21 protein-coding genes are annotated in these 26,489 nt (G+C 52.9%); all 21 read right to left on the reverse strand.

Features of this window, described 5'->3' with window-relative positions:
* Nucleotides 1-72: 72 nt before the first annotated feature.
* Entirely contained in the window at nucleotides 73-1,488 is a 1,416-nt protein-coding gene (argH, locus tag FHS18_RS30990; protein ID WP_183604279.1) for an argininosuccinate lyase, read from the reverse strand.
* A 97-nt stretch (nucleotides 1,489-1,585) separates the two neighbouring features.
* On the reverse strand, nucleotides 1,586-2,824 hold the full coding sequence (locus FHS18_RS30995) for an argininosuccinate synthase (protein WP_183604280.1): 1,239 nt from the start codon (nucleotides 2,822-2,824) through the stop codon (nucleotides 1,586-1,588).
* Nucleotides 2,825-2,996: 172 nt separating this feature from the next.
* Complete coding sequence (gene argF / locus FHS18_RS31000) at nucleotides 2,997-3,953, reverse strand: ornithine carbamoyltransferase (RefSeq protein ID WP_183604281.1); 957 nt, start codon at nucleotides 3,951-3,953, stop codon at nucleotides 2,997-2,999.
* A gap of 27 nt (nucleotides 3,954-3,980) precedes the next feature.
* Nucleotides 3,981-5,174: an acetylornithine transaminase gene (gene argD / locus FHS18_RS31005; protein ID WP_246428015.1), complete on the reverse strand. Its 1,194-nt coding sequence runs from the start codon at nucleotides 5,172-5,174 to the stop codon at nucleotides 3,981-3,983.
* Between the two features lie 83 nt (nucleotides 5,175-5,257).
* On the reverse strand, nucleotides 5,258-6,046 hold the full coding sequence (gene argB / locus FHS18_RS31010) for an acetylglutamate kinase (protein ID WP_183604283.1): 789 nt from the start codon (nucleotides 6,044-6,046) through the stop codon (nucleotides 5,258-5,260).
* A 26-nt stretch (nucleotides 6,047-6,072) separates the two neighbouring features.
* A complete protein-coding gene (gene argJ / locus FHS18_RS31015) occupies nucleotides 6,073-7,317 on the reverse strand; it encodes a bifunctional ornithine acetyltransferase/N-acetylglutamate synthase (RefSeq protein ID WP_183604284.1) in 1,245 nt (414 codons plus the stop codon).
* Between the two features lie 48 nt (nucleotides 7,318-7,365).
* Nucleotides 7,366-8,415, reverse strand: coding sequence for an N-acetyl-gamma-glutamyl-phosphate reductase (gene argC / locus FHS18_RS31020; protein WP_183604285.1), 1,050 nt, complete (start codon nucleotides 8,413-8,415; stop codon nucleotides 7,366-7,368).
* A 268-nt stretch (nucleotides 8,416-8,683) separates the two neighbouring features.
* A complete protein-coding gene (locus tag FHS18_RS31025; protein ID WP_246428016.1) occupies nucleotides 8,684-9,523 on the reverse strand; it encodes a YitT family protein in 840 nt (279 codons plus the stop codon).
* 493 nt (nucleotides 9,524-10,016) lie between these two features.
* A protein-coding gene (gene prfB / locus FHS18_RS31030) for a peptide chain release factor 2 (protein WP_183604286.1) occupies nucleotides 10,017-11,136 on the reverse strand; the annotation gives its coding sequence in 2 pieces (ribosomal slippage) (nucleotides 10,017-11,063 and nucleotides 11,065-11,136; 1,119 coding nt in all).
* A gap of 94 nt (nucleotides 11,137-11,230) precedes the next feature.
* Nucleotides 11,231-13,747, reverse strand: a complete 2,517-nt coding sequence (gene secA / locus FHS18_RS31035) for a preprotein translocase subunit SecA (RefSeq protein ID WP_183604287.1) — start codon at nucleotides 13,745-13,747, stop codon at nucleotides 11,231-11,233.
* A gap of 159 nt (nucleotides 13,748-13,906) precedes the next feature.
* Nucleotides 13,907-14,452: a ribosome hibernation-promoting factor, HPF/YfiA family gene (gene hpf, locus FHS18_RS31040; RefSeq protein ID WP_183604288.1), complete on the reverse strand. Its 546-nt coding sequence runs from the start codon at nucleotides 14,450-14,452 to the stop codon at nucleotides 13,907-13,909.
* 307 nt (nucleotides 14,453-14,759) lie between these two features.
* Nucleotides 14,760-14,957 (reverse strand): cold-shock protein, encoded by a 198-nt coding sequence (locus FHS18_RS31045; protein ID WP_183604289.1) that lies wholly within the window; start codon nucleotides 14,955-14,957, stop codon nucleotides 14,760-14,762.
* A 205-nt stretch (nucleotides 14,958-15,162) separates the two neighbouring features.
* Entirely contained in the window at nucleotides 15,163-15,498 is a 336-nt protein-coding gene (gene fliT, locus FHS18_RS31050; RefSeq protein WP_183604290.1) for a flagellar protein FliT, read from the reverse strand.
* Complete coding sequence (gene fliS / locus FHS18_RS31055; RefSeq protein WP_183604291.1) at nucleotides 15,458-15,883, reverse strand: flagellar export chaperone FliS; 426 nt, start codon at nucleotides 15,881-15,883, stop codon at nucleotides 15,458-15,460. The genes fliT and fliS overlap by 41 nt, the downstream gene beginning before the upstream one ends.
* 14 nt (nucleotides 15,884-15,897) lie before the next feature.
* Nucleotides 15,898-17,487, reverse strand: coding sequence for a flagellar filament capping protein FliD (fliD, locus tag FHS18_RS31060; RefSeq protein WP_183604292.1), 1,590 nt, complete (start codon nucleotides 17,485-17,487; stop codon nucleotides 15,898-15,900).
* A 33-nt stretch (nucleotides 17,488-17,520) separates the two neighbouring features.
* Entirely contained in the window at nucleotides 17,521-17,937 is a 417-nt protein-coding gene (locus FHS18_RS31065) for a flagellar protein FlaG (protein ID WP_183604293.1), read from the reverse strand.
* 165 nt (nucleotides 17,938-18,102) lie between these two features.
* Nucleotides 18,103-19,812, reverse strand: a complete 1,710-nt coding sequence (locus FHS18_RS31070) for a flagellin N-terminal helical domain-containing protein (RefSeq protein WP_183604294.1) — start codon at nucleotides 19,810-19,812, stop codon at nucleotides 18,103-18,105.
* A 188-nt stretch (nucleotides 19,813-20,000) separates the two neighbouring features.
* Entirely contained in the window at nucleotides 20,001-20,171 is a 171-nt protein-coding gene (locus FHS18_RS31075; protein WP_183604295.1) for a carbon storage regulator, read from the reverse strand.
* Between the two features lie 310 nt (nucleotides 20,172-20,481).
* On the reverse strand, nucleotides 20,482-24,504 hold the full coding sequence (locus tag FHS18_RS31080; RefSeq protein ID WP_183604296.1) for a beta strand repeat-containing protein: 4,023 nt from the start codon (nucleotides 24,502-24,504) through the stop codon (nucleotides 20,482-20,484).
* Between the two features lie 347 nt (nucleotides 24,505-24,851).
* A complete protein-coding gene (locus tag FHS18_RS35290; protein WP_183604297.1) occupies nucleotides 24,852-25,505 on the reverse strand; it encodes an acyltransferase in 654 nt (217 codons plus the stop codon).
* A gap of 81 nt (nucleotides 25,506-25,586) precedes the next feature.
* The coding region (locus FHS18_RS34710; protein ID WP_281378905.1) for a flagellin at nucleotides 25,587-26,489 on the reverse strand (903 nt) is incomplete at its 5' end.

A 26,489-nucleotide genomic window follows, 5' to 3' on the forward strand; every position in this document is an offset into this window, starting at 1 on the left:
TCCCGTTCGTACGGTGAGAGATAGCTTTTTGGTCCTTATCGCTAGGTGCGCTTGAGGAGCGCCGCGTGAAACTTAGCGGCTCTTCTCGCTATATTCGGCGACCCATGCAGCCGTCTGATCCAGCTCGCGCTCTGCGCGGGCGATGGCTTCCGCGACCTGCGTACGTGCCGTGCCGCCGTACACGTTGCGGGCGTTCACGACTTGCTCCGGCTGCAGCACCTCGTAGATGCGATCGTCGAACAGGTCAGAGAATTGCTTAAATTCGTCGATGGTCAGATCAAGCAAGTATTTGCCCTGCTGGATACAGTAGAGCACCGTCTTGCCGATGACTTCGTGCGCTTGGCGGAACGGCAGCCCTTTGTTCACGAGGAAGTCGGCGATGTCCGTTGCGTTCGAGAAGTCCTGATTGACCGCTTGGCGCATCTGTTCCTTGTTCACCTTCATCGTCGCGATCATCGGCGCGAACAATTGCAATGCCCCTTGGAGCGTCTTTACGGTATCGAACATGCCCTCTTTGTCTTCTTGCATGTCCTTGTTGTAAGCAAGCGGCAGCGACTTCAGCACCGTCAAGAGGCCAATGAGGTTGCCGTATACGCGACCGGTCTTGCCGCGGACAAGCTCCGGCACGTCCGGGTTCTTCTTCTGCGGCATGATGGAGCTGCCTGTACAGAACGCATCGTCGAGCTCCACGAAGCGGAACTCCGTGCTCGACCACAGAATAAGCTCCTCGCTCAGACGGGAAAGATGCATCATGATGATCGACGCTTGCGACAGGAACTCCAAGATGAAATCGCGGTCGCTTACCGCATCCAGGCTGTTCTCGTAGACGCGGTCGAAGCCAAGCTGGCTCGCGACGAAATGCCGGTCAATCGGGAACGTCGTGCCTGCCAGCGCGCCAGCTCCGAGCGGCAGCGTGTTGATCCGCTTGTAGCTGTCGGACAGACGCTCGGCGTCGCGGCCGAACATCGAGACGTACGCCATCAGATGATGGGCGAACAGAATCGGCTGCGCCCGCTGCAGATGCGTGTAACCCGGCACGATCGTGTCGAGATTCGCTTTCGCCTGCTCGATAAGCGCTGCCTGCAGCTTGTGCAGCAGGTCGACGAACTCGACGACGCGCTTACGGAGATACAGGTGCATATCCGTCGCCACTTGGTCGTTACGGCTGCGGCCGGTATGCAGCTTCCCGCCGACAGGACCGATATCTTCAATCAGCGACTTCTCGATATTCATGTGAATGTCTTCGTCCGAGATCGAGAATTCGATCTCGCCGGCCTTGATTTTCTCCAGCACGCGGTTCAGGCCTTGCTTGATCGTCTCCACGTCATCCGCCGGCAGAATGCCCTGCTTGCCGAGCATCGTCACATGCGCAAGGCTGCCTTGGACGTCTTCTTCGGCCAGCTCCTTGTCGAACAGAATGGATGCTGTATATTCTTCAACCAGTTGGTCGGTTTTCTTGGTAAACCGGCCTCCCCATAATTTACTCACGTTCGTCCGCTCCTTTTCGTATAACCCGCTGCTCGTTTACTGATGCAGATACGGCCCCGGCCCGTAACGAACAGGTGCCAGGGCCTGTATAAGGTCCTTATTGGTTCTTGTTTTGCTCCACGCCCGAAGATACTTTCAGACGAAGCGCGTTCAGGCGGATAAAGCCCGTTGCATCGCCTTGGTCATAGGCTTTGGACGGATCTGCTTCCATCGTCGCAATGTCCGGGTTATACAAGCTCACCGGGCTCTTCACGCCAGCGCCGATGATGTTGCCTTTGTACAGCTTCAGACGGACGACGCCGGTCACATTCTTCTGGCTCTCTAGCACCAACGCTTGCAGGGCAAGGCGCTCAGGCGCGAACCAGAAACCGTTGTATACGAGCGTCGCATACTTGGAGATGAGCGAATCACGCAAGTGCATGACGTCGCGGTCCATCGTGAGCGACTCCATTTTGCGATGCGCGGTGAACAAGATCGAACCGCCTGGCGTCTCGTACACGCCGCGGCTCTTCATGCCGACGAAACGGTTCTCGACCATGTCGACGCGGCCGATGCCGTGCTTGCCGCCAAGCTCGTTCAGCTTCTCCATCACGGCCAGCGGACTCAAGCGCTCGCCGTTGATCGCGATACAGTCCCCGCCTTCGAACGTCAGCTCCACGTATTCGGCTTGATCCGGCGCGTCTTCAGGTGCTACGCTCAGCACGTACATGCCCTTGTTCTCTTCTGCCGATGGGTCGAACCAAGGATCTTCCAGCATGCCGCTCTCGAAGCTGATATGCAGCAGGTTACGGTCCATCGAATACGGTTTCGCCGCGGAAGCTTGTACCGGAATGTCGTGTTTCTCGGCATACGCGATCATCTCGGCACGTCCTGGGAATTGCTCACGGAACTCCTCGTTGCGCCATGGCGCGATCACTTGGATGTCCGGCGCGAGCGCAGCCGCCGTCAGCTCGAAACGAACTTGGTCGTTCCCTTTGCCTGTCGCGCCGTGCGCGATCGCCGTTGCGCCTTCTGCGCGAGCGATCTCGACCATGCGCTTAGCGATCAGCGGACGCGCGATCGACGTGCCGAGCAGGTACTGGCCTTCATACAGCGCGCCTGCTTGGAACATCGGATAGATGAAGTCCTTCGCGAATTCGTCGCGGAGGTCGTCGATGTAGATTTTCGAAGCGCCTGTTGCCAGTGCCTTCTCCTCGAGGCCGTCAAGCTCTTCCTTCTGGCCGATATCGGCCGTGAACGCGATGATCTCCGCGTCATACGTTTCTTTCAGCCATTTTAGAATAACGGACGTATCCAGACCGCCCGAATATGCGAGTACGATTTTTTCCTTCGCCATGGTTCTCCCACTCCCGTTCGTGTAGTTACTTGTTGATTAGCTGAATGCTGCGATCCTCACTAAAGGATCGCAAACCAATCAGCTGCTGAATGCTGCGTTTCTGATACAGAAACGCAAACCAATCAATTCGTAATGAATGCTGCGTTTCTGATACAGAAACGCAAACCAATCATTACATTGTAGCCGCCATAATCGCTTTCTGCGCATGCAAGCGGTTCTCCGCTTGGTCGAAAATAATCGAGTGCTTGCCGTCGATGACGCCTTCGCTCACTTCTTCGCCGCGATGCGCCGGCAGGCAGTGCATGAACAGATAGTCGCTCTTGGCATACTTCGCCAGCGCTTCGTTCACTTGATAATTCGCAAAAGCAACCTCGCGGTCCTTCTGCTCCTGCTCGAAGCCCATGCTCGCCCATACGTCGGTATAGACGACATCCGCGTCCGCGATCGCTTCCTTCGGATCATGGCCCACGTGGATGTTGGCACCAGTCTCCTTCGCATGCAGCTTCGACAGATCAACGATCTCTTGATCCGCTTCATAGCCTTCAGGCGTCGCGACCGAGATGTTCATGCCGAGCTTAGCCGCGCCCATCAGCAAGGAATGCACCATATTGTTGCCGTCGCCGATATAAGCGATCTTGAGTCCCTCGAGACGCCCTTTGTGCTCCAGAATCGTCTGGTAGTCGCACAGCGCCTGACAAGGATGGTTCGTGTCCGTCAGACCGTTAATGACCGGTACCGTTGCGCCGCGGGCCAGTTCGACTGCCGTGCGGTGGGCGAACGTGCGGATCATAATGCCATCCAGGTAACGGGACAGCACTCTGGCCGTGTCGGAAATCGGCTCGCCGCGTCCGATCTGCAGATCGTTCTTGCTCAGGAACAGCGCTTGGCCGCCCAGCTGGTACATGCCGACCTCGAAGGATACGCGCGTCCGGGTGGACGACTTTTCGAAGATCATGCCGAGCGTCTTGCCCTTCAACGGGTGGTATACCTCGCCGGACTTCTGCTTCTGCTTGAGTTCGATCGCCAGGTCGATCAGGTAGCGAACTTCTTGCGGTGTATAGTCAACAAGACCAAGGAAATCCCGGCCCTTGAGGTTAAAAGCCAATTCTTCATTCAACGTAGATTGCATGGAGTTCGTCCTCCTTCTGAAGTGTTTCTATACTGCTGCCGGCAGCTCTGCCAACATGGCGCTAATAATCGCTACCGCTTGGTCGATCTCCTCGTGCGAGACGAGCAGATTCGGCAGCAGGCGAATGACGTTCGGTCCTGCCGTTACGACGAGCAGGCCGCGCTTCTGCGCTTCGATGACGAGCTGTCCGACAGGCTCCGTGCATTCGATCCCCACGATCAATCCCTTGCCGCGGATATCCGTGACGAACGGGTTCGCGCCGATCTTGTCCTGCAGCTGCGCTCTGAGGTAGTCGCCCGCCTCTGCGGCGCGATCGAACAACTTGCCGCCGGCGATCGCTTCTACGGTCGCCTTGACCACAGCCGTCGCGATCGGCGTACCGCCGAAGGTCGAGCCATGGCTGCCGGCGCTGAACGCTTCGGCCAAGTATTCTTTGGCGAGCATGGCGCCGACCGGGAAGCCGCTGCCTAGCCCTTTGGCCAAGGTGAAAATATCCGGCTCAATGCCGTAATGCTCGTAGGCAAACAGTTTGCCCGTCCGGCCCATGCCGGTCTGAATCTCGTCTATGATGAGCAGCAGCCCATGCTGCTTGCACAAGGTTACAATATGCTGCACGAATCCCGGATCTACCGGATGAACGCCGCCTTCCGCCAGCACCAGCTCCAGCATGATCGCCGCCGTCTTATCGGTAATAGCCGCCTCAAGCGCCTGCACGTCGTGCAATTCGACATGGCGGAAACCTTCCGGAAGCGGCAGGAAGCCTTCCTTCACCTTGTCCTGCCCGGTCGCGGTCAGCGTCGCCAACGTCCGGCCATGGAAGGATTTGTTGAAGGTGATGATCTCGTATCGGCCATTGTCCGCGATCTTCTGCTGATAGCGGCGCGCCAACTTGATCGCTGCCTCGTTCGCTTCCGCTCCCGAATTGCTGAAGAACACGCGATCGGCGCAGCTGTTCTCCGTCAGCAGCCGAGCCGCCGCTTCTTGATTCGGAATATGGTACAGGTTCGACACATGCCACAGCTCGTCGAGCTGCTTCTTCAGTGCCTCTTTGATCACAACGGGCGCGTGGCCCAGATTCGTAACGGCAATGCCGCACATGAAGTCCAAATACTTGTTCCCTTGGTCGTCCCACAGCCAGCTGCCTTCCCCCTTGACCAGCGCGATCGGGTATCTGGCATAGGTCGGGAATAGCGGGCTTGCTTCTTGGATAGCTTCGCTCATCTCACGGTTCACCTCTCTCATTATGGCTGTTCCTCATATGGAACATGTATGCAGCCGCCTCAAGGCAGGCGTGCGCTTGCCTTTTATTCGCTCTGTACGATGCGGGTTCCGATTCCGCCCTCAAGCACCGCTTTGCTCAATACATTCGGCTCGTCTCCGTTGACGATGACGACTTCGCGCACATCGCCCTGGATGCATTGGATCGCGGCGCGAACCTTCGGAATCATGCCGCCGTAGATTTCGCCGGTTGCGATCATCTCGTTAATCTCCGCGACCGTTACCGACGGCAGCACCTTCTTCTCGCCGTCAACCGTCTTCAGAATGCCCGGCACGTCCGTGACGACGATCATCCGCTCCACGCCCAGGTGCGAAGCAACCGCGCCCGCAGCCGTATCGGCGTTAATGTTATATCGTTGGCCTTGCGCATCGATACCGATCGGCGCAATGACGGGAATATAACCCATCTCCATAATACCAGCAATGATCGCGGCGTTCACGTCCGTCACGTCGCCGACGAAGCCGATCTCATCGGCATTCGCCACAGGCTGGGCAATGATGAGCTGGCCATCGACGCCGGACAGGCCGATCGACTTGGCGCCGCTCTGCTGGATTTTGCGGACGATCTCTTTGTTGATCCGGCCGGCAAGCACCATCTCCACGACGTCGAGCACCTCTTCGCTCGTCTTGCGAAGGCCGTTCACGAACTCGCTCTCGATCCCAAGCTTCGTTAACGTCTCCGAGATCGCCGGTCCTCCGCCGTGCACGATAACAGGCTTAACGCCGCTCTCCTGGAGCGCGCGCAAATCGGCGAAAAAGGATTCCGGCAACGCCGCCAGCGTGCTGCCGCCGCATTTCATCACAAATTGCTGCATCGTACTTGTTCCTCCTGCTTCTCGCTTTAAGTCCGGTAAGCTGCGTTGATACGCACGTAATCATAGGTCAGGTCGCAACCCCATGCCGTCGCCGCGCCATTGTCCATATTCAGGTCGACATGAATGACGACCGTATCGCCCTTCAAATACTCGAGCGCCACTTCTTCATCGAAAACGACCGGACGCGATTGCGCCAGCGTCACGATGTCGCCTAAACGAATATCGACGGTCTCTGGATTCACCGGTTGGCCTGCACGGCCAACGGCCGCAATAATGCGTCCCCAGTTCGCGTCTGCGCCGAACACGGCGGATTTCACGAGCGACGAGCCGATGACCGTCTTCGCGATTGCCTGCGCCGCCTCATCGGATACCGCGCCGCGCACTTGCACCTCGACAAGCTTCGTCGCGCCTTCGCCGTCGCGCGCAATGGCTTTGGCCAATACTTCGCATACATAGCGCAAGCCTTCCACGAACGCCGCCCAGTCCGGATGAGCTGGCGACAATTCGTTGTTGCCGGCCAGACCGCTTGCCATAGCGACCAACATATCGTTCGTGCTGGTATCGCCATCGACCGTGATCATGTTGAACGTCAGATCCGTCACTTGGCGGAGCGCGCCTTGCAGCGCCTCGCTGCCGATTGCCGCATCGGTCGTCACGAAACCGAGCATCGTCGCCATGTTCGGGTGAATCATGCCCGAGCCTTTGGATGCGCCGGCGATATGTACCGTCTTGCCGTCAATCGTAACGCTAACGCATGCTTCCTTTTTCACCAAATCCGTCGTCAGGATCGCTTGGCAGAAGTCGTCTGCCGCTTCATACGAAGAGCCGAGCTTAGCCGGCAGCGAAGCCGCCCCAGAACGGATAGCCTCCATCTTCAACAGCTCGCCGATTACGCCGGTCGATGCCACTGCGACTTGATCTGCCGAGACGCCGATGGCCGTCGCGAATGCTTGACGCATCTCGTAGGCATCTTCTTCACCCTGCTGGCCCGTGCACGCATTGGCATTGCCGCTGTTCACGATGATCGCACGCAGCTGGCCGTCTTGCCCGATGCTGTCCTTCGTCACTTTGATCGGCGCCGCTTGAAAAATATTCGTCGTATACACGCCGGCAGCCGCTGCCGGAACCTCGCACACAATCGCGCCAAGGTCATGACGGGTTGTCTTCTTCAGCCCGCAATGCAATCCTCCGGCCGTAAACCCTTGAGGCGTCGTTACCGAGCCTCCCTCAACAATCGTAAAGGATGTATCCTTCAAAGCCTCTTGTCCCATGATTGGATCGCGTCTCCTTCTCTATCGGTTGACTGTGAGATCAGTTCCTTACGGATATGCCGGAACGAATTGCAGTCCGAGCGTCTCGTCCCAGCCCATCATCAAATTCAAATTCTGGATGGCCTGGCCGGCCGCCCCTTTAACCAAGTTATCAATGACGGACACGATCGTTACGCGTCCGGTACGTTCGTCGACGGCAAAGCCGATGTCGCAATAGTTCGATCCCCATACTTCCTTCGTCGATGGCACGGTACCCTCCGGACGAATACGGACGAACTTGCGGCCTTCGTAGTACTGACGGTACAGGCCGATGAAATCGGCAGCCGTATGCTCGCCTTGAACCGTGGCGTACATCGTACTCATGATGCCGCGCGTCATCGGTACGAGATGGGTCGTGAACGTCGTCACTACCGGACGCCCCGCTACGTCGGAGAGCACCTGCTCGATCTCGGGAATATGCTGATGCTTGTTGATTTTGTAAGCTTTGAAATTCTCGTTCAGTTCCGAGTAGTGCGTGCCTAGATTCGCGCCACGGCCCGCTCCGGATACGCCGGATTTCGCATCGATAATGATCGTCGACGGATCGATGAAGCCAGCCGCAACCGCCGGGACAAGCCCTAACAGCGTTGCCGTCGGGTAGCAGCCCGGATTGGAGATGAACTCGGCATTTTTCACCGAGGCTCCGTACACTTCTGCCAGACCGAATACGGCCTTATCGATAAATTGCTGCTCCGCCGCTTCTTTCTTGTACCATTCGGTATAGGAATCGCGCGACTTCAAGCGGAAGTCGCCCGAGAGATCAATGACCTTCAGGCCCGCATCCATCAAGGACGGGGCGAGCTTAGCCGCTACGCCGGCCGGCGTAGCCAGGAAGACAACATCCGCCTTGCTCTTGATGACTACCGGATCGACATCGTCCAACAGGTCCGTGCGAATCTCGCTCAGATGCGGGAAGCCTTCCGCGATCGGGGCTCCTGCGCTCGATGATGAAATGACTGACGTTACCTCCGCCGTCGGATGGCTGGCCAGCAGCCGAATCAGCTCTACGCCGCCATAGCCGGTCGATCCTACGATTGCTACTTTAACTTTCTCGCTCATCCTTGTTTCTCTCCTATCCACAGACTACAGCTGCATATTGTACGCGAAGCGCCGCCTCTTCATTCTTGCCTGCAAGCAGGCTAGCAAAGGGGCCGCCTACCACAAATTATGATATCTCCACCTTACAACAGCTTAAGCTTAAAAAGGAAGGTAGAGGAAAAAATAAAGTCCTGTATTATTATACAAATGTCGTTATATAAATACAACACAAAAATGACCCTCCCATGTCAGCATTGCCATGCCGAGCAAGGAGAGCCATCGCTTTTGTTTATGGTAAGCTGAAGCCTTGCCCCAGCACTTCCGCGGTGTCGCTGATGATCACGAACGCATCCGGATCGGCGGCCTTCACCAGCTGCTTCAGCTTGGATACTTCGCCCTGGCTGACGACGATCATGAGCACGGTCCGTTCTTCATTCGTATATCCTCCACGCGCACCAAGCTTCGTTAAGCCCCGGTCCAGGTCATGCAGCACCACCTCAGAGATGCGGTCCGGCTCATCGGAGACGATGAAGGCGACCTTCGACATGCTGAATCCGGTCTGCACGAAGTCGATCGTCTTACTCGTGACGAACAGGCCGACCAAGGCGTAGAGGGAGTTCTCCGGCGCTATAATAATGCCCGCCGCTATTATAACAAGTCCATCGAAGCACGCAACCGCAAGCCCCAGGCGAATGCCGGTAAACCTATGCAGCAGCTGTGCGGCCAGATCGAGGCCCCCTGTCGACCCCCGCCCCCGGAATACAAGGCCTAGTCCCGCTCCGACGCCAATCCCTCCGTAGATCGAAGCCAGCATCGCATTGTCCGTCGGCGCCGACCAGTTAGAGGTGAGCAAGACGAATAGCGGCAGGACGAACGAGCCAAGCGCCGTCTTCAAGGCAAATCGGCTGCCGAGCAGCCACAATCCCAACAGGAAGAGCGGAATGTTGAGCGCCCACTGCGTGTAGGCGGGTTCGAAGCCGGCCAGCCGATTGACGAGGATCGAAATCCCCGACACGCCGCCGGAAGCAATGCCCAGCGGCACGTAAAAGATATTGAAGCTGACGGCGACGATAAACGAACCGATCAAGAGCAGCAGGATATTCAACGTCCCCTGAAGCCTTGGATTCATCGGTCCGCGCCCGCTCCGCCGTCCGCGACGCGTTCCTGCGCCTGCCCGCTTATCCGCCCGTTCTTCCGCACCGGCTTTCATATGCTTTCCGTCCGCATGGAGCGTCTGCGTCTGCTGAAGCGCCCTTCGAACCATGTTTTCCGCCTCTGCCTGCGGATCCGGCCGATCTATGAGCGGACCGACTGGCGAGTCTAGCAGGAAATCGGTTTCGCGATGCCTCCGCGTTCTCGATTTCGTCCGATACGGAACCCACACAATATCTGGCGTCCGCTCCCCCTCCTGCCGCTCTTCCGACCATTCTCTTAATGATGTCACTATGCCACTCTCCTGCTTCTGTTGCCGTCTGATCCGCCTGAATGACGGATCCTCTCAAGCTGTCCATTCTGTTCCATTAAAGCGTTAGCGCACGCTATATCGGCAAAAAGGAGCTCCCACACCTGATTCTAAGTGTGAGAACTCCTTCTCAATCCTATTCATGCCTTTAAGCCCGGCCTTACGATTCCGTTCGTTCCGACCGAATCTGGCTGCGCAAGTAACCGTCGATGAACGCATCAATATCGCCGTCCATCACCGCGCCGACATTGCCGGTCTCCACCGATGTGCGATGATCCTTGACCATGCTGTACGGATGGAACACGTAGGAGCGGATCTGGCTGCCCCAGGCGATATCGGATTGCTCGCCGCGGATCTCCGCCAGGTGCTGCTGTTGCTCTTCGATCTTCTTCTCGTAGAGCTTCGAGCGCAGCATCTTCATCGCGCGATCACGGTTGGCGATCTGGGACCGCTCCGTCTGGACAGCGACCACGATGCCTGACGGAATATGCGTGATGCGGATCGCCGATTCTGTCTTGTTGACGTGCTGGCCGCCCGCGCCGCTCGAACGGTACGTATCGACCTTCAAGTCATCGGGACGAATATCGATCTCGATATCGTCGTCGATCTCCGGCATAATATCACAGGAGACGAAGGAGGTATGTCGGCGTCCGGAGGCGTCGAATGGCGAAATCCGCACAAGGCGATGCACGCCCTTCTCGGCTTTCAGATAGCCGTATGCATTGTAGCCTTTGACGAGAATCGTGACACTCTTGATGCCCGCTTCATCGCCAGGCAAATAATCGAGCACCTCAACCTTGAAGCCGCGCTTCTCCGCCCAACGGGTGTACATCCGGTACAGCATCTGCGCCCAGTCCTGTGACTCGGTGCCGCCGGCTCCCGGATGAAGCTCCAGAATGGCGTTCAGCTTGTCGTACGGCTGATTCAGCAGAAGCTGCAGCTCGAATTCGTTCGCCTTGCGTACGAGCTCTGCCGTGCCGCTCGCAATGTCCGCTTCGAGCGACTCATCGTTCTCTTCCTCGGCCAGTTCGAGCATGGTCAGCAGGTCCTCATGGTCCGTGCTCAGCTTCTGGAATTGCTCAACGACGGATTTCACCGCATTCAGCTCGGCAATCGTGCTTTGCGCCCGATCGTTGTCGTCCCAGAAATCCGGTGCCGTCATTCGTTCCTCATAGTTCCCGATCATCTCTTGCTTAAGATCTAAGTCAAAGAGACCCCCTGAGCTCTTGGAGTCGCTTGGCCATCTCGCGCAAATCTTGCTTTACACTAATGTCGATCATGACTTTGCTTCACCTCAAAATACATCTGTATAGCGAAAGGTAAGCGAACGCGCCGATTCACATCCGCGCATTCGCCTCAAGCTTACGCCATCGTTTAGAATTCGCCGTGGCAGTTCTTGAACTTCTTGCCGCTGCCGCATGGACAAGGATCGTTGCGGCCGATGCGGTCTTCTTCCTTCGCCTTCACCGGACGCTTGGCACCCGTCTCGCTGCTGCCGCCCGTCTCCGTCTGGCCTTTCGCCACTTCTTGGCGCTTGAGGTTGTTCTCGACATGCGCCTTCATGACGTATTTCGTAACTTCCTCTTGGATATGTTCAATCATCTCTTTGAACATCTCGAAGCCTTCGAACTGGTATTCGCGAAGCGGATCGGTACCGCCGTATGCACGAAGGTGGATACCTTGACGCAGCTGATCCATCGCATCGATATGGTCCATCCACTTGCTGTCTACCGCACGGAGAACGACGACCTTCTCGAATTCGCGCATCGTCTCTTCGCCGATCTCGGCTTCGCGCTCTTCGTACAACGCCATAACTTGGCCAAGGAGATATTCGGTGATCTCTTCTTTCTCCTTACCCCACAGATCATCCTTCGTCAGCATGCCCTCATGGAGGAACGTGCCTTGCGCATAGTCGATGATCTCTTGGTATTCCCAGTTCTCCGGTACTTCTTCGTCCGAGCAATGCGCATCAACGATGCGTTCAATGACCGGCTTGATCATATCGAGCACATGCTGGCGAATGTTCTCGGAGAACAGCACTTCGCGACGCTGCTTGTAAATGATCTCCCGCTGCTGGTTCATGACGTCGTCATACTGAAGGACGATGCGGCGAAGATCGAAGTTGTTGCCCTCAACCCGCTTCTGTGCGGACTCGACCGCGCGGGAGATCAAACGGCTCTCGATCGGCTGGTCTTCCTCGAAGCCCAGACGCTCCATCATGCCCATAATGTTATCGGAACCGAAGCGGCGCATCAGTTCGTCCTCAAGCGACAGGAAGAACTGCGAGGATCCTGGGTCGCCTTGTCGGCCTGCGCGGCCGCGCAGCTGGTTGTCGATCCGACGGCTCTCGTGCCGCTCTGTACCTATAATATGAAGGCCGCCGACATCATGCACACCTTCGCCGAGAATAATGTCCGTACCGCGGCCTGCCATGTTGGTTGCGATCGTAACGCCGCTTGGTTGACCTGCGCGGGATACAATCTCAGCCTCTTCGGCATGGTACTTCGCGTTGAGGACTTTATGCTGAACGCCTTTCTTCTTCAGCATCTCGGATAATTTCTCCGAGTTCTCGATGGAGACCGTACCGACGAGCACCGGTTGGTTCTTCTTGTGGCGCTCCACGATCGTCTCTACGACGGCTTTGAACTTGCTGTTCTCCGTTTTGTAGACGACGTCCGCAAGGTCCTGACGGATATTCGGCTTGTTCGTCGGCACTTGCACGACTTCCAGGCCGTAGATTTTCTTGAACTCTTCTTCCTCGGTCTTCGCCGTACCGGTCATGCCGGACAGCTTGCGATACATCCGGAAGTAGTTCTGGAACGTGATCGTCGCGAGCGTCATGCTCTCGTTCTGTACCTTGATCTGTTCCTTCGCTTCGATCGCTTGGTGCAGGCCGTCACTGTAACGGCGACCCGCCATCAGGCGGCCCGTAAATTCGTCGACGATGACGACTTCTTCGTCCTGCACGACGTAATCGACGTCGCGCTTCATGATCGCATGCGCCTTCAGCGCCTGCTGGATATGATGGTTAAGCGTAACGTTAGCATGATCGAACAAGTTCTCGATGCCGAAAGCCTTCTCGGCTTTCTCAACGCCTGCTTCGGTCATCGTAACGCTGCGGACTTTGACATCAATGATGTAGTCGTCCTCCGGCGTCAACTTGCCCACGAAGCGGTCAGCGGCAAAATACAGTTCGGTCGATTTTGCGGCTTGTCCGGAGATAATGAGCGGCGTACGCGCTTCGTCGACGAGGATCGAGTCCACTTCGTCGATCGTCGCGTAGTACAGCGGACGTTGTACCATTTGCTCTTTGTACAGCACCATGTTGTCGCGCAGGTAGTCGAATCCGTATTCATTGTTCGTGCCGTACGTAATATCACAGGCATAAGCTTCTTGCTTCTGCTCGTGGGATAATCCGCTCAGGTTCACCCCAACCGTCAGGCCGAGGAAATTGTACAGCGGCGCCATCAACTGGCTATCGCGTTCCGCCAGGTAGTCGTTGACCGTAACGACGTGGACGCCTTTGCCCGCCAGCGCATTCAAATAAACCGGCAGGGTTGCGACAAGCGTTTTACCTTCACCGGTTTTCATCTCTGCAATCTTGCCTTCATGCAGAACCATGCCACCGATGAGCTGTACATCGTAGTGGCGTTTATTTAGCACACGCTTGGAGGCTTCGCGGCAGACCGCGTAAGCTTCTGGGAGAAGATCATCCAGCGTCTCGCCTTTCTCTAGGCGCGCCTTGAATTCATCCGTCTTACCACGGAGCTCTTCCTCCGAAAGCTGGGAAATTCGCGGTTCCATCCCGTTAATTTGCTCTACAGTGCGCAGCAGACGCTTAATCTCGCGTTCGTTCGCGTCTCCGAAAATTTTCTTCACAAGTCCGAGCATGGTCTTCCCCTTTCGCTGAAAAAAGCATATTTGGGTAAATTGTAACAGTTTGTGGCGCGTATCGCAATGTGAGTGCCGAGGCTTTGAGCCCCGTTTGCATAATAGGAAAGGGCAGCGCCTCCCGGAGGAAACGATGCCCTGGATATTCGTTAGTTTGAGTTAGCTTTGTTCAATTAATCCGTAGCGGCCGTCGCCCCGGCGATAAACAACATTCACTTCCTTGGTATCAGAGTTCGCGAAGACGAAGAATGAGTGACCAACCATGTTCATCTGAAGAATCGCTTCCTCCACGTCCATAGGCTTCAAGGTAAAGCTCTTCGTACGTACAAGCTCCCACTCTTCCTCGTCCTCCAGCACTCGGCCGGCTGCGACTTCATCTTTGAAGAGGGTTCGGATCCCGCTTTCCTGACGTACTTTGCGGTTCACTTTAGTCTTATACTTACGGATCTGACGCTCTAGTTTGTCCACCACAAGATCGATGGAAGCGTACATATCCTCGCTTTTCTCTTCAGCTCTGAGCACGACGCCCGGCAAAGGAATCGTCACTTCAATCCGGTGTCTGCCTTTCGTTACGGACATTGTTGCATTCAAATCGGAGGCATTCGGCGCTTCAAAATACTTTTCTAGGCGGCTAACTTTCTTCTCGACATATTCGCGCATCGCGTCTGTCACCTGGATGTTTTGACCTCGAATGTTGTATTTCATGGGGCACTCCTCCTTTACATGCTCTTATTATAGCATATGTGGAGGCGGTTTCTCAAAGTATTTTTAGTTTATTTAGAATGTTTTGATAATTTGAGTGTCGAGGATGTGACGGCTCGTCATTCACCTTTGTGATCGCGCATGCGTAGTATGTCCGGCTTACGTCAGCTTTACGTTGGAAGTCGATGGGCCTCGTTCGTGACAAGTTATTGTGGTAAAAACACAAAAAAAGCCCTGGTTGCCCAGGGCTGCGGTTGATTGCATGTCTGTCAAGTGAACCATCTATCGTGGGCTGAAGTCAGCCGGATGATTACAGCTTGATTACGTTTGCTGCTTGTGGTCCGCGAGCGCCTTCCACGATGTCAAACTCAACTGCTTGACCTTCCTCAAGCGTCTTGAAGCCTTCGGATTGGATTGCGGAGAAGTGAACAAATACGTCGCCGCCTTGCTCAGTCTCGATGAAACCATAGCCCTTCTCAGCGTTGAACCATTTAACTTTTCCTTGCATGTGTAAACATTCCCTTCATCTTCAAATGCTGTAAGATCACCCTAGGCGACTTACAAATCGAATATACCATCGTTGTCACACAATTGTCAACGTTATTTTGGAAGCGTTTTACTTCCGAAGAAAAATTGGTTAATCGTCTGTAAAACGGAGCATTCGGCCGAGTTTAAGAGATTAAATAAACGCACTAACAGATAAAAAAAGAGAGCTATCTTCTTCTGTCGAAGAAGAGGCTCTCGTCTTGGTAACCGCCGTAAGCGTCGGTGTCATAGGTGCTTCGCATTTGACGGCCCTTTTTAATTTTGGACAACTCTGACGCCGCTTCCGCCTTAAGCTTCTGCATAGCGCCGGTAATTTGTTTATCCATGCGCAGAATCTCGTTCACGTCATCCCGCTGAGCGGGAGACAATCCCTCCCGCTTGAGCTCTTCGAAGATCTGTTCGCGTTCTGTCATATAAGAATCAAAGCTCTCCGGCTTTGCTTCGTCTAACTGCTCGATCAATTTAGCCGACAACCGTTTGAGCCGCTCGAGTGGTGTTTCCATTTGCATTCGCCCCCGCTGCATTGGCTGCCCTTGCTGCCTGTATCCACATTTCTTTCATCTCCACAAAATAGCCGAGTACTTCTTCCGCTGGCTGTGCAGACTTCGTCATGTTCGCTTGAATGAGAAGGTGCTTGTAATATTCGTACAAGGCCAGCAAGTTATTCGCAAGCGGAGAATTCTTATCCAGCGTTATGACAAACTCCGACACAATATTTTGCACCTTGATGAGATTCTCGTTCGCTTCCACGTACCTGCCCTCATGAAGTGCCTCGATGGCTGTTCTACAGAAGCGAATTGCACCGTCATACAGCATAATGAGTAGTTGTCCTGGTGTTGCCGTCTGAATAGTTGTCTCCAAATACTTGCTGCGTTGTAACGATTGCATATCCCTCATCCTCTCTAACTGCTAAATTGTGATGTCAGCCAGCTGCTAGTCGAATTCATTTTGCTCAAATAGGTTTCCATCGTGGTGAATTGGCTATAGTAACGGTCTTCCAAATCTGCAAGCCGGTCTTCCATGTCATCTATTCTTGTATCCAAATTGTTGATCTGCTTTCCGATCAAAAATGTCGAATTCACAGATGTTGATGTTCCGGCTTTATCGACAATTTTGCTGAACAAATTGCTCGCCTGCGTATATAAACGTGTTGCCAAGCCGTCGCCGGACGATGTCGTACTATCCTTGTCGTCCGCGGTGAACAGCTTCATTACTTCATCCGGATTCTCGGCGATCGCTGCCTTCAACTTCGTCTCATCAATATAGATCTTACCTTTATCGGAGTAAGTGCCCTGCACGACCCCATTGGTGACAATCGTAGTACCGATACCGATCTTCGACAAACTGTTCAGCGTACTGCTGACACCCGACATCGAATCCGCAAACGCACGGCGGAAAGAAGTAAGTCCGCTCGAAATCGTGGAATCCCGCGACAGCAAACCTGTCTTGGCGAGCGTCTCCCACTTCTCGATCTGATCGTCCGTCATTTCTTCCTTTTGCGCGTCAGTAAGCGGCGTATAGTCCCGGTCGTGCGTCTCGGTGATCTTAGTATTCATCGCGTCGATCAGCGTATTGTACTTGTCGACGAACGTTTTGATCGAGTCGTAAATTTTGTCCGTGTTTTGGGTGACCGTGAGCGTGACGGTCGATGTCGGATCCGCTGCTTTCGCCGTTATGGTTAGACCGGCAATCGAGAATGTATTAGATTCATACGAAGCTGTTACGTCATTGAACGTGACTTCCGCATTCTGTCCTTTAACGGAAACAGAACTTGCGCTCGCATCCTTAACAAGAGTAGTGTCCGACGAAATGGAGTTACCCAAGTTAAAGATCTCCCCTAGATCACTTGAAGCTGTACCATTTGCATCTGTCAATGAGAAAGCCATCGTCTTCTCGCCCGTCTGCGTGCCGACGAAGAATATCCGGTTCATCGTGCTGTCATAGGTGGCTTTTACACCTGTGCTGGTCACTTTACTATTGATTTGCGTGACAAGTTCGGTCACAGTCATGTCATTCGTAATCGCTATGGAGGATTCGCCTTTAGCTCCTGTAACTTTAAGAGTAAAGTTCTCCGTAGCGCTGTTAGCGGAGCCAAGACCGAGGTCCGAAAGCTTGGTCGTCGAGGTAGCTGCCGATGAACCAACTAATAAAGGTCCAGTTGTCAGCGAAGGCGCCTTAGCCATCGATTTAATCACAACTGCATACGAACCATCCACCGCATTGGCGTTTCCCGATGCCGATACTGCGCTATCATTCGAAGAAGTCGTCGTTTTCGCCAGATAGCTCGATTGCAGCTTCATATCGAACGCAGCATTTTTGAAATCCAAGATCAGGCTATTAATCGTCCGATAGTCGTCCCGTTTCCATGTCAGGTTCTGCTTTTCCTGATTCATCTTGTCTACCGGAACGCGCGCTGCCGTCATCATAGATTTAATGAGTGTATCTGTATCCAGACCTGATACTAAACCGCTTAATCGGTTAACTGATGTCATCTCAAAACTCCTTCCCGTAACGCCTTCTATCGATTATCGTTTCTCGTCTACCAGCAATCCCGCCATCTCCCAAAGCTTTGCTACAAAGTCGAGCGTTTTCTCCGGCGGTACCTCACGAATGACCTCGCCTGTATCTTTATCGAGCACCTTTACGGCGATCAACTTCGTTTTCTCATGTACGCTGAACTCGAGCGAAGTGGATTTGCCCTGCATGGCCTTAATGGCTCTCTCTACGGCTTTGACAACTTGCTCGTCACTCAACGTTACCTTCTCACCGCGCATCTCCGCTTGCTTCAAAGCGCTTATACTTTGGATCTGAGATGCGGCTTGCGCCTGCGCAGTCGTATCCGGAACAGTGGACGATGAATTGCTACTCGGTTTAACCGGTTCGACAGGGGCGATACGCTCCGAAAAGCCGCTGCCTGAAGAGCTGGATATGTTCATACTCATTGGACCCCATCCTCCAATTATTCGTTCGATATTATGTATATCGGTAACGACCGCAAGAACTATTAGATGTCCTTGTCGAAAAATGAAGCTAATTTTTATGCCGCTAGAGGATGCTTCATTTAAAAAGGAAAAGCCCCGGTTGCCCAGGGCCTTTCCTTAAACGAATTAACGAAGCAGTTGCAGTACGCCTTGCGGTTGTTGGTTCGCTTGAGCCAGCATCGCTTGGGAAGCTTGTGCAAGGATGTTGTTCTTCGTTTGTTCCATCATTTCTTTAGCCATGTCTACGTCACGGATACGGGATTCAGCAGCCGTCAGGTTCTCGGAAGAAGTACCCAGGTTGTTGATCGTGTGCTCCAGACGGTTTTGCACCGCACCAAGCTTGGAACGCTCGGAGGATACGGAAGTGATCGCTTTGTCGATTGCGGAGATTGCAGTTGCAGCATTTTCAGCAGTCGTGACATCGAGCGCCTTCTCGGCCAATGTGTTATCCGTACCATCGGTAACGTTAGCTGCCGAAGAGAATCCTGTTCCTGTTCCTGTCAGGCCCAGTGCGGATGCACGCATGTCAGAAACCGCCAAAGTCATCGATTGATTTTGGTTAGCGCCGATTTGGAACTTCAGGGAACGGTCTTCAGTAACAGCGGCTGTAGTTTTTCCCGCTTCAGTTACAACTTTTTTAGTTTCTGTTTCCAACTTAAATGTGCCAGTCAGGTCAGTAGCATCGCCTGCATCCAGGTTGAACTTAATGCCGTTAGCATCGTAGTCGAATGCCGTAGCGCCATCCCACGAGTAGGTTGTTTTCGAAACGGACGTGCCAGTCGAATCTTGAAGATCAACGATCAGATTCGTGCCATCAAATTGCACGTTCACTTGGGAAACGTTCGCGATCAAATCAGGGTCAGCTGCATCGACTTCAAAACCAGTCATTGCAGGTTCGTTACCTGCGGTGCTGTCATTCGTTGTCCAATCTTGTGCTACAGGCGTCGAGTTGATCGGTGCCGTAGTTACGTCACCGGTTCCGCTGTTCGCTTTGTTCAAGTCGATTGTTACGGTTTCTCCTGCTGCCCAATCCGTTGCGTCGTCACCTTTGAAAGACAGGGAGATGCCATCGTTATTGAACGAGTATGTATCCGTAGCATCATCGTATGCTAGGTCCTGTGCAGCGATATCCAGTGTCTGCGGAGTACCGGCAGAGTCTGTACCGCTAAACGAAAGCGTAAAGCCGTCAGCGCCACGCGTAATCGACAGTGTGTTCGTTTCATCAGTATCCAGGGCAGCCCAGTCAAAGCCGTTAGCAGCGTTACCCGTAAAGCTAACATCGAAGTCAACCTCGGAACCGTCGCCAGACCAGCTTACTGGCTCAGCGCCCACCGTAACCGTCTGAGTCGTTGCTTTTAGAACGTCAACTGTTGTATCGGCAGTTGTAGAAGCCTTTGTTACTTCGAAATCCTCGGTCAGACTCCCGTTCAGCAATTTCTTCGTGTTGAATTCGGTCGTGTTACCGATCCGGTTGATCTCGGAAGTCAGCTGGTTCATTTCTTCTTGCAGCTGATTACGGTCTTCTGTCGTGTTCGTATCGTTGGACGATTGAACCGCCAGTTCACGCATACGCTGCAGGATGCTGTGGGTTTCGTTCAGCGCGCCCTCAGCTGTTTGAACCAGGGAGATACCGTCTTGAGCGTTCTTCGACGCCATGTCGAGACCGCGGATCTGTCCGCGCATTTTCTCGGAAATCGCAAGACCTGCTGCATCGTCGCCTGCGCGGTTAATGCGAAGACCCGAAGACAGCTTCTCAATGGATTTGTTCGTGTTCGCCGAGTTCGTGCTCAGCTGACGGTACGTGTTCAGGGAAGCAATGTTGTGGTTAATACGCATGATAAAATTCCTCCTTGGAATGTGTGCTACGGTGAACTTCCATTTTCACCGCTATATATAACAAGCTGCTTAAACAGCCTATTACCGAAATTAAAAAGGACGAGCAGTAAACCATCCGCAGCTCCGGTATCCTACCGGCTGTCAGATGCTCACTACTCGTCCTTGAGTAAACTATGTAATTGAGATTGCTATTCCGCTTGGCTCAGGCTCTGTTCGTAGACCTCGCCGCGCAGAATCGAAATATGCTTCGGTGCATCGATGGCAAGGCGCAAATCGCCATCCTTGCTCTTCACCACTTGAACTTTAATCTCGTCACCGATCATGATGTACTCGCCTGGCTTTCTGCCTACTACTAGCACTGACGTTTCCTCCTTGAAACCCCGTATACATTTAATTTTTTAAATTTATAGGACTTTTGTATTATACATGATAACCACGAAAAAAGGATGACCCAATAAAACTCTTACGACTTCGCATCCTGCAAAGTGTTCGAGTTCTATCAGGTCATCCTTGACCGTTCGTTATTCGGTTGTCTATCATGCTCTTAATTTATATATCGGCGCGTTTCAATGAAAGTTTATAGCCTTCGCGAAATTTTTATATAAAAAATCCAACTAGGTGCTGCATACCACAAAAAGGACCTTGGAACTAGTCCAAGGTCCTTGAGAATTATGCTGTTACGTTAAGCCTGATCGTGGTGCTCAGCGTGCCGTTCTTAATCGTTATGATGACTTCCCCATACGTCGCGTTGGCCGGGATCGCTATCCGTCCTTCAGCATCCACAGTAGCACGGCGGGCATTTGAACTTACATAGGTTGTCCCTTCTGTACTTGCGGTAATGGATCTGCTCGTTCCACTACCATACGTTCCGGTTACCGCGATAATCAAACTATCTCCACGTCGAGCCGTCAGTGTCGCTGGGGTTATTGTTGCTGTTATGCTCACCAGCTTATTGCTCGTATCTTCTGCTACGGTTAAGGTTACGGTGGTGCTGACCGTCCCATTCTTAATCGTAATGATAACATCGCCATACAAGGCATCGCTCGGAATCGTTACGCGGCCTTCCGCATCCACAATCGCCTTGCGGGTACTGCCGCTTAGATAGGTTGTGCCTTCTGTACTTGCGGTAATCGTTCTGCTCGTTCCATTACCATACGTGCCTGTTACTACGATATTCAAGCTGTTTCCGCGATGCACCGTCTGTGTCGCAGGATTAGCCGCCATACTCACCAACTTGCCGCTTATATCTTCCTCGACCGTCAAGGTAACAGTCGTGCTGACGGCCCCATTCTTAATCGTAATGATAACATCGCCGTACAAAGCATCACTTGGAACCGTCACGCCGCCTTCCGCATCTACAATAGCCCGGCGTGTGCTCCCGCTTACGTAAGTCGTCCCTTCCGTACTTGCGGTAAGCGTCTGGTTCGATCCATCACCATACGTACCCGTTACCGATAAATTCAAGCTGTCGCCGCGATGCACCGTCTGCGTTGCTGGACTTGCTGCCAGGCTCGTCAGATTGCCGCCGGTATCTTCTTCGACGGTCAGGGTAACCGTTGTGCTAACGGTCGCCCCATTCTTAATCGTGATAACTACCTCGCCGTACAAGGCATCGCTCGGAATCGTAATATGGCCTTCCGCATCCACATTGGCCCGACGCGTACTGCTGCTTACATAAGTTGTACCTTCCGTCGATGCCGTTAGATCCTTGGTTGTGTTATCAGCATACGTGCCTGTCACAGCCAAATCCAAGCTGTCACCACGGTGCACGGTCTGAGATGCAGGACTTGCAGCCATACTCGTCAGTCTGCCGCTTATATCTTCTTCGATCGTCAGGGTAACGGTTGTGCTGACTTTGCCATTCTTAACGGTAATGATCGCCTCTCCATATAGCGCATCGACTGGAATTGTAACATGGCCATCCGCGTCCACAATGGCCCGGCGTGAACTGCTGCTTACATAAGTCGTTCCTTCCGTCGACGCTGTTACATCTTTCGTCGTGTTATCGGCAAAGGTGCCTGTCACAGCCAAATTCAAGCTGTCGCCACGGTGCACCGTTTGCGCAGTTGGATCAGCGTCTAAACGTGTCACGTCATTGGTCACCGACTCTTCGACCAAAAGCGTAATCATCGCCTGCGCTTCCCCATTCTTCACAACAACAGTTACTTCACCGTACAGCGCATCATCCGGGATTGTCACACCGCCATTGGCGTCTACAACTGCACGTCTGGTACTGCCGCTAAGATAGCTCGTTCCTTCGCTGCCCGAAGTGACATTCTTCGTCGTGCCGTTTCCATATGTGGCAACAGCAGATAGATTCAAGGTGTCGCCGCGATGCACCGTTTGGCTATTCGGGGTAACTGCAAGTCCCACCACAGTGCGGCTTAGATCTTCCACGATGGAGAGTGTCATCTCCCCTGAGAAGTCTCGATTCTTGACCACAATCGTAACGTCACCATAAAGTGCGTCGCCCGGGATCGTAATTCCGCCTTCCGCATCCACCGTCGCCCGGCGCACGCTTGAACTCATATAGGTAGTTTCTTCTGCTGAGCTCGTTATATTCTTCGAGACACCATCACTATATTTTCCTACTACCGATAACGAGAGTGTATCTCCCCGATGAACGGTTTGGGTGCTTGGCGTTATAATCATGTCCGTCAAACGAGGCCCATCTACCGTAACAAGTGACTTTATTGGAATACCATTGTTCGTTGCCGTAATGATTACTAGCCCAAGCGGGGCATTGGCAGGAACGGTAACCAGCCCGTTCGCGTCGACGGACGCCATACTTGTATTAGAGGAGACATAGGTTGTACCTTCAGAACCCAGGGTAACATCCTTGGTTGTCCCATTACTCAACGTCGCTCTTATGCTAAGCTGCATCGTTTCCCCAACCGCTACCGTTGGTGCAGCTGGCGCTACATCAAGCCGGTTAACTACAGGCGGGGCCGTGACCGTTATCGTTGATTCCGCTGTAATCTCTCCATGGGTCACTACAATCGTTGCAGTCCCCTTAAGAACGTTAGACCCTACCGAAACCTTCCCGTTCTGATCGATGGTAACGCCGTCGACTCCCGAAATCGAATACGTCGTACCCGTCGATCCAGAAGTAACCTCTCTTACTGTCCCATCCTTAAAGTACGCTGTGACCTGTAAGGGACTTGATTCTCCCGGTGCCAACCGAAGTGCAATCGGATCAATCTGGAGGTATTCCTCCAACGTTCCTCCTGAAATTGTAATTTCGGTTTGCGCTGTCATACCACTGTTAGCTGCCTGGACAAAGACAACCCCAGGCTCGGCATTGTCCGCGACTGTGATAACGCCGTTCTCATTAACTTTCACAGCTGTAGGCTTCGAACTCGTGTATACTGTTTTAGCCGTACCTAATGTAACATCCTGGGTCTTCCCATCTGTCATATACAGCGTCGTCAGTAGGTTTTGGCTATCCCCAGGCTTCAAGCTAACCGCACTTGGCGTCACCCCGATGCTAAAGGGAACTGCTGGAGGAATGGTGATTACTCCGCGCACGGTGAAATGAAAAGAGCTGAAATCTGCCATTTCTCCATAGCCAGCCGATTGATCGTAAATGCTTCTATAATTGCCCTTGGCATCCCGAAGCGAGATATTCTTCAGTTTCCATGTTCCGAGCTGGTCATATCTATCGATCCTTACCGTTCCCTCGTATTTGCCGGTATCGTAATTGCGGGAAAAGTAAACACTATAAGTAGAGCCGTTCGGCTTTTGATAATCCGCATAAATGTAGCCGACTCCTGACAAATTGTCGTTGCTTCCTAAAGTCAGCTTCACAACTGCACCGCTTGAGTTCGCCTGCTCCAGTGAGATTGCCAAATGGTCCAATGTCGGGCCGATCAAGTCCGGCGTCGTACCGATAACCTCGAAGGAATATGAACTGAAGTCGCCGCGAGCCGCAGAATAGGAAGAGTAATTCTCGGCATAGTCTCTCAGACTAACATTGCTGAGATTCCAACTCCCCAGCTCATCATAAGCGTCGATCATCAAACTCCCTTCATACAAGCCTGATGATTGATTATAGTGTAGCGATATGTTCGTGCTGTTAATCGGCTTCTGAATGCCCACATAAACAGAAGATACACCCGACCCGACATCCGTGACATCCGCCTTTACAGTCACATATCCACCCGGACCTACTTGGCTATCCGAGATAAACTCGACACTACTAAGCACTGGTGGAATATCATCCACTATTCCGCCTGTTACGTGAATCGAATAAGGGGAAAAATCGAATCCATTCAAGGAACTCTCGCTTGTCGAATGGTAAATCGAGCGTCGATTATCTTTATTATCCTCAAGGGTCACACTATTAAGTGTCCAATCTCCCCCCTCGTAAGAACCAAACGTAATGCTGCCTTCATATTTCAGCGTTGAACTATTGTAGTAAAGACTTACATAATTGCTGTTGTTATCTGGCCCCGTATAATAGGCATAAATATTAGCAATACCTGATAAATCATCTTCTGCTTCGATGGATAGCTGCAACGGGACATTGACTGCAGTTTCATTGTCCGAGATCGCGATCGAAGTTAACGTCGGTGCTTCCGTATCCGGCGTCGGATCCTCGATGATGACTTCTGTTGCATACACCGGTACCGCTGTGCTTAGCATCAAAATAATTGCAAGGAATAATGATAATAATCGTTTTTTACTAGCCATAGGTGTACTCCCCTTGTACAAACTAGAATCGCTGCACGAATATAGCTACTTCAGAACAAATAATGTAAAAGAAATACTCCCCCTAGTCTGCGACAGACCGACTGATATCGGATGCTTATGAGACCTGTAGGTCTAGTGCTTTACCACTAAGACGGTTTACCTTATGACATCCTTGTCCCTAGTAACCATAGCATGCTTTAATTTCAATAATATCACTAAAGCCCCATTATGTAGTCTTCCAGTTTATCCCTATCACTTTGGTAGAATGTTTTTATGAACAGAGGCAATCAAAGGGGTTGAACACAAGTTCAACCCCCCCTGTCAGGTTAAGCTGCCTGTCTTGCAAGCTAACTTTCTCGCTGCGCCTGGCTCTTGATTGCCTCTAGAATATGTTTATCATCATAACCATCGAACGTGCCGCGTGTAGTCAGCACCTGCAACAGCTCCTCATCTGTTTGAGGGCGGACCCATTTCGACTCAGAGTAATCATACAACTTCAGCACCGAAGCCGGATTGCCGGCTACCACACAGTGGGAAGGAATGTCGAAAGTAACCACTGAATTAGCGCCAACCACTGACCCATACCCGATCGTAATATTCCCGAGTACGGTAGCCGCGTGACCGATCCATGCTCCCCGCTGAATGGTTAAAATATGATCGACAGCTTCCGCCCCTTGATAAGCAGGAGGAATCAGCGAATTGCTAAATTCATGTTGGGAATCGGAAAGGTATGCCCGGGCCGCAATCATGACATCTTCTTCCACGATGATCTGATTATAAGCCTCCAAAATCACACCTGATCCAACAAAAGAACGGTCGCCCAGCTTAAGACGTATCTCCTGATTGTTATTTCCTTCAGGATGACAAACGAGCTCCACGGAATGATTCAAATTGACATTATGGCCAATCCAAGTCTTCCGATCATTCGTAATTCGGACGGAATCACCAAAATGAACATTATTCCCCCGGTGCAGCAATCCTTTTACCGTCTGGTTCGTCACAACATCACTCCTCTATAATCGATGCCAAAAAAGAAGGCCCTAGAGATAAATTCCCAAGGCCTTCCCATTTTAATACATGAATTAACGGAGCAACTGCAGAACACCTTGCGGCTGCTGGTTCGCTTGTGCAAGCATCGCTTGGGAAGCTTGTGCAAGGATGTTGTTCTTCGTTTGTTCCATCATTTCTTTTGCCATGTCAACGTCACGGATACGGGATTCCGCTGCTGTCAGGTTCTCGGACGATGTGCCGAGGTTGTTAATTGTGTGCTCCAGACGGTTCTGGGATGCACCAAGCTTCGAACGCTCGCTGGATACCGACTTGATTGCGTTGTCGATCGCTGTGATTGCATTAGCTGCATTCTCAGATGTCGTTACGTCAAGCGCCTTCTCTGCGTTCGTGCTGTCTGTGCCGTTCGTTACGTTGTTCGACGAGGAGAAGCCTGTGCCTGTGCCTGTCAAGCCCAGTGCGCTTGCACGCATGTCGGAGAAGCCCAGGGACATCGATTGGTTCTCGTTCGCACCGATTTGGAACGTTGCCGATTTGTCCTCTGTTACCGCTGTCGATGTGTAAGCAAATTCCTTCGTGATTTCGAAGTCCGATGTATCTTGCACGTCGAATGTGAAGCTGACGCCGTTCTGGTTGTAATCGATCTGCGTCATTGCCGCTGTGCTCTCGAAGTCTTCCGTTACCAGTGTGTTGCCGTCTTTATCCAGCAACTCTACTTTGTAAGAAGCACTCGCTGCATCCAGGCCTGTACCTGTGATCTTCACGCCGGTAACACCGGACATGTAATCCGCAGAACTCGAATCAATCTCAATATCCGCCGTGAACGAACCATACGTCGAACCGCCGCTCGCAAGCGTGTGCGATGTGTAGTCAGATTTCGTGCCTACTGTCTCAGCTGTCAGGTCAACGGAGCCGGATGCCGCAATGTCATACGTCGTCAGGTCGATTTCGATGTCTGCGCCGTCTGTCCATTTGTC

The sequence above is a fragment of the Paenibacillus phyllosphaerae genome, from assembly GCF_014192105.1.
In the GTDB taxonomy this organism is placed as follows: domain Bacteria; phylum Bacillota; class Bacilli; order Paenibacillales; family Paenibacillaceae; genus Paenibacillus_Z; species Paenibacillus_Z phyllosphaerae.